A 4,968-nucleotide genomic window follows, 5' to 3' on the forward strand; every position below is an offset into this window, starting at 1 on the left:
CAAAAGCGGGTTGTCACACCGGGGCAGAATGCCAAGCATTATCTGGCAGGCGTTCTCCACGCAGGCAACGGAAGGGTACTTTACGTCAGCGGGATCAAGAAAAACTCATCGCTGTTTATTGCCATGCTGGAAAAGCTGCGCCACCACTACCGACGAGCCAAAACCATCACGTTGATCCTCGATAACTACATCATTCACAAAAGCAAACAGACCGAGCGATGGTTGAAGAAGAATCCCAAGTTCTGCCTGGTGTTCCAGCCAGTTTACAGCCCTTGGGTTAATCACATAGAACGGCTATGGCACAAGTTACATGAAACCATCACGCGCAATCATCAATGCAGAGGGATGGCAAACCTGCTGGCCCGAGTGAAACACTTCATGGATACCGTGTCTCCTTTCCCGGGGAATGGCTATGGCACAGCGAAGGTGTAGCACTATTGGGATCAGTTATTTAGCATAGATCCAGGGCGAGATCGTGAACATTTTGTTAAAAATTAAAAATAGTTTTTTGCCTACAAAACAAATACTTATAGGCCTGTGATATGCAGTTAACTTTATAGTCAGGATCGCCTTCACACTTTTTAATCGTCACTGCACGTCATTTCAGCTCAAAAAATGCGCATGAAATCCAAAAAATGATAATTTCCATGATTTCCATAGTTAACAATTTGCTCACATCCTCACCCTGAAATTTGACCTGGTGATCCGGCTGTGATCTCATGCTCCTTTTCAGGAGTGCTCTCATGTCTATTGATGCCGTTTTCGCTCAGTTCTTCGACAATATTCACGACCCTCGCCAGCATGCCAAGATTTATTATCCCTTCTACGATGTCCTGTTTCTCACCGTCTGTGCCGTGATCGGCGGGGCTGAGGGCTGGGAAGATATTGAGGATTTCGGCGAGGTTCATCTTCCCTGGTTTCAATCCAAGGGACTGTTTAAAAACGGCATTCCTGTCCATGACACCATTGCCAGGATCATCTCCGGCATCAAACCAGAGCCGTTTCAGGCCGCCTTTGTGCGGTGGACTCAAGCCATTAACCAGCACACCGATGGCGCCCTGGTCGCTATCGATGGCAAAACCCTGCGCAGTTCCTATGACCGTGAGGATCGAACGTCGACCATTCACATGGTCAGTGCCTATGCCGCCGCCAATAAGCTGGTGCTCGGACAGATAAAAACCGACGCCAAGTCCAATGAAATTACCGCTATTCCCGAGTTGCTGGCGCTGCTCGACATCAAAGGCTGCCTGGTATCCATCGATGCGATGGGGTGCCAGACCGAGATCGCCGAGACCATCCTTCAGCAAGGTGGCGATTACTTATTGGCCGTCAAAGGCAACCAACCCAAGTTGTTCGAGGCGGTTCGACAGGCCCTCGCCCCGCTGGCGGCCACCCCGTTATGCGCAGAGACGATGACGCTTGAGAAGGCTCATGGCCGCATCGATGGTCGTGAGTACCATGTCATGGCGGCGGGCGAGTTGGCCGCCCAGTTTCCTCATTGGAAACAGTTGCACAGCATTGGCGTGGCCATCTCCTATCGCGTTGAAAATATGCAAAAAATTACCATAGAGCAGCGTTATTTCATCAGTTCCAAAGCGTTGGTGCAGGATGAGTTTGCGCGAGCGGTGCGTGGGCACTGGGCCATCGAAAATAGCCTGCACTGGGTGCTGGACGTCACGATGGGCGAGGATGATTGCCCGATTTATCGCGGTGATGCCGCAGAGATTTTGGCGTGCATCCGGCACATGGGGCTGAACATGCTCAGGGCCGAGACTTCACGCAAGGCGAGCGTAAGACGGAAGCAAAAAATCGCAGGAATGAGCAGTGAATATCTGGAAACGGTACTCAATGCGGGTCTCAAAAAACTGGGTGAAATTTAACAAAATGTTCACGCTCTCACCCTGACATAGCCCCTACGTAAACTGTCTAATAAGTCACATTATACGAACTATTGAGCATGTTATATCTATTTTACATGCTGTAAATTCAGTTCCATTAGTAAATAGATAAAAACCAAGGAGGCTTTATGAAAAATAAATAATGTGATCGTTGCCGGAGGGTGTTTTTGGAGTCTCGAAGACCTCCTTAGAAATCAGGACGGCGTGACGTCAACGAAGGTGTGTAGTGGCACTGAAATGGCGACTGCGCAAGACGTGAAGATGAGCTGTCTGATAGCAACGGATTATCAAGCAGAACCTTCTTAAATACAATTTATTCCACGCCAATACAGCGTGCTGTCTTTCAAATCACTAGGAGAAATTTATGTCACGTTTGAACACCCCTACCACAATCGACGCCGCGCCTACTGCTACCCATACCTCACTCAAGGCTGTGGAAAAACAACTGGGCCGCGTTCCTAACATGTTCCGCGTCGTTGCCAACAGCCCTGCTGCGCTGACTGGCTACCTGCAATTGAGCGCAGCATCAGCACAGGGCGGCTTGGGTACAGCGACTCTTGAGCGTATTGCACTAGCCGTCGCTGAGATCAACGGCTGCGATTATTGCCTTGCTGGCCATTCCTTCCTAGGCCGTAAGGTGGCCAAGCTTGATGATGCTGAACTCACTGCCAACCGCAGCGGTGCATCAAATGACCCTAAGGCCGACGCAGCCGTGCGTTTTGCTGCCGCCGTAGTCCGCCAGCGCGGGCAAGTCAGCAATGACCAGGTCCAAGCGGTGCTGAACGCTGGCTACAGTGATGCACATGTAGTGGATATTCTGTTGGCTGTTGCCCTGAACACTTTCACTAACTACGTTAACGAAGTGACACAGACCGAGGTCGACTTCCCGGCCGTTCAACCACTAGGCATTGATGTCTAATCCATTGGTGCTCAACTACAGCAATTACCTAAGTTAGGTTCGACTCGAGTAAACATATAGTTTTTCTCAAGAGTCATATCATTTTAGTGGGCTACATAGAGTGAGTCCACATGGCTAAAAATAATTGGAGATATAAGATGACTATTCCCGAAATTGAAAATGGTGTCCAGACTACCAATATCCTTAGTAATAATCTCGGTGCAAAAGTCACTAAGTTTGGTATAGGTGGCATCTACGTTGCCATGACGATAATATATTTGTGGTTTGGTGGTATGAAATTCACTAGCTACGAAGCAAACGGTATACATGGTTTTGTTAGTAATAGCCCTCTGCTTTCATGGATGTATAGTTTCCTCAGCATTCAAGGATTCTCAAATTTTCTGGGTGTGCTTGAAATTTCAGTTGGCCTGTTAATCGCTGCACGAGTTTTCTCCCCTAAGCTCGCAATCTTGGGCGGTGTACTTTCAACCGGACTCTTTTTTACGACATTGTCGTTCATGCTGACTACACCCGGTGTTTTTGAGGCATCTCTTGGGTTTCCTGCGATCTCTGTGGTTCCTGGCCAGTTTTTGCTAAAAGATTTAGGCTTGTTTGTCGTGTCTATATTTATCGTAGGCACATCACTTACAGCACTGGAGCACAAAAACAAATAAGCCGCATCCGAAACAACTATAAGTTAGAGGGCCTTAAATTCTGCGGTATAGGTCTTGCAGTTCTTTTTAGCTGTCATAGGCACCTCGTTATGTGATTTTACTCACTTAGCGCGGTGTACAGAACTACTGGATCAGATCATTTTTTCGGGTTAACGGCCTAAGTGAAATAAATTCTGTAAACAGAAGGTCTCTTATAATCTGAAAGGCACATGGCTCTACTCTATAAGAGGACATTTATGAATACCTATCAAAAATCTATGAATGCGATTTCTGCTCTGACTAAGGAGCAGTATCGGGTGACGCAAGAAAATGGTACAGAGCGTCCAGGGACTGGTGAATTGCTAAAGAACACCAAGCCCGGCATTTACGTGGATATCGTGTCAGGTGAGCCTTTATTTGCGTCTTCTGCCAAGTATGAATCAGGGTGTGGTTGGCCGAGCTTTACCAAAGCGATAGACTCTGTCAACGTAATTGAAATCACTGATAGGTCGCACGGCATGACCCGCACAGAAGTGCGCTCAACTCATGGCGACAGTCACTTAGGCCATGTATTTTCAGACGGTCCCAAAGACCAGGGTGGCCTACGTTATTGTATTAACTCAGCGTCATTACGTTTTATTCCTAGGGAAGAAATGGCAAGTAAAGGTTACGCAGAGTATTTAGACCAAGTAGAGGACATTTAATTATGGCAATTGAACGCGCAGTATTAGCCGGTGGCTGCTTTTGGGGCATGCAGGATCTTATCCGCAAACGTCCCGGTATCACTTCAACCCGAGTAGGTTATACCGGTGGTGAAGTGGCTAATGCTACCTACCGCAATCATGGTAACCATGCTGAAGGCATTGAAATAATGTTCGATAATGAAATCACCAGCTATCGACAAATTTTAGAGTTTTTCTTTCAGATTCATGACCCTAGTACAGTAAATAGACAAGGTAATGACAAGGGCACATCTTATCGCTCAGCCATTTATTATACCTCTGAGGCACAGCATGCTGAGGCAGTAAAAACCATTGCTGACGTGGATGCTTCGGGATTATGGCCTGGAAAAGTAGTGACTGAAGTCGAACCTGCAAGTGATTTTTGGGAAGCGGAGGCTATGCATCAGGACTATTTGGAACTCCGACCAAATGGCTATACCTGCCACTTCCCCAGACCAGACTGGAAGTTGCCCTCATCTCAATGAGTTTGCAGCAGCCCACACAGACTTGCAATTTGCATACGACAACCACCCTTAATACAATCGGCTTAGGCGGTGGTTGTCACTGGTGCACCGAAGGCGTATTTTCATCACTTATTGGCATTGCTACTGTCAATCAAGGTTGGATCGCCTCAATTGGTGACAACGCTCAGTTCAGCGAAGCCATTGAAGTGGTTTTTGATCCGACTGTTATTTCTTTATCAACCTTGATCGAAATCCATTCCTGATTACCATCGAGACTCAGCCAGCTTCAACAGGCGTTGTGGCATTGGAGCCGTTCGACAGCCGATCCTGACC

Annotated in this window: 7 protein-coding genes and 1 pseudogene; all 8 read left to right on the plus strand. The window is 47.6% G+C overall.

Annotated features, from left to right (window positions below; translation table 11 throughout):
• Positions 1–432 (plus strand): annotated as a pseudogene (locus V6E55_RS24895) (IS630-like element ISAhy2 family transposase); the annotation flags it as partial.
• 311 nt (positions 433–743) lie between these two features.
• Positions 744–1,880, plus strand: coding sequence for an ISAs1-like element ISAs12 family transposase (locus tag V6E55_RS24900; protein WP_021141311.1), 1,137 nt, complete (start codon positions 744–746; stop codon positions 1,878–1,880).
• Positions 1,881–2,042: 162 nt separating this feature from the next.
• Positions 2,043–2,204, plus strand: coding sequence for a peptide-methionine (S)-S-oxide reductase (locus V6E55_RS24905; RefSeq protein ID WP_223290059.1), 162 nt, complete (start codon positions 2,043–2,045; stop codon positions 2,202–2,204).
• A gap of 58 nt (positions 2,205–2,262) precedes the next feature.
• On the plus strand, positions 2,263–2,817 hold the full coding sequence (locus V6E55_RS24910) for a carboxymuconolactone decarboxylase family protein (RefSeq protein ID WP_011711655.1): 555 nt from the start codon (positions 2,263–2,265) through the stop codon (positions 2,815–2,817).
• 110 nt (positions 2,818–2,927) lie between these two features.
• Positions 2,928–3,470, plus strand: coding sequence for a YkgB family protein (locus tag V6E55_RS24915; RefSeq protein ID WP_223878981.1), 543 nt, complete (start codon positions 2,928–2,930; stop codon positions 3,468–3,470).
• Positions 3,471–3,706: 236 nt separating this feature from the next.
• Positions 3,707–4,153 carry a peptide-methionine (R)-S-oxide reductase MsrB gene (gene msrB, locus V6E55_RS24920; protein WP_011711653.1) on the plus strand — a complete coding sequence of 149 codons (447 nt, stop codon included), beginning with the start codon at positions 3,707–3,709 and terminating at the stop codon, positions 4,151–4,153.
• 2 nt (positions 4,154–4,155) lie between these two features.
• Positions 4,156–4,656, plus strand: a complete 501-nt coding sequence (gene msrA, locus V6E55_RS24925; RefSeq protein WP_011711652.1) for a peptide-methionine (S)-S-oxide reductase MsrA — start codon at positions 4,156–4,158, stop codon at positions 4,654–4,656.
• A gap of 29 nt (positions 4,657–4,685) precedes the next feature.
• Entirely contained in the window at positions 4,686–4,898 is a 213-nt protein-coding gene (locus tag V6E55_RS24930) for a peptide-methionine (S)-S-oxide reductase (RefSeq protein ID WP_316936920.1), read from the plus strand.
• The last annotated feature ends 70 nt before the right edge of the window (positions 4,899–4,968 follow it).

This window comes from Enterobacter sp. 342, assembly GCF_036663495.1.
Taxonomy (GTDB): Bacteria; Pseudomonadota; Gammaproteobacteria; order Enterobacterales; family Enterobacteriaceae; genus Enterobacter.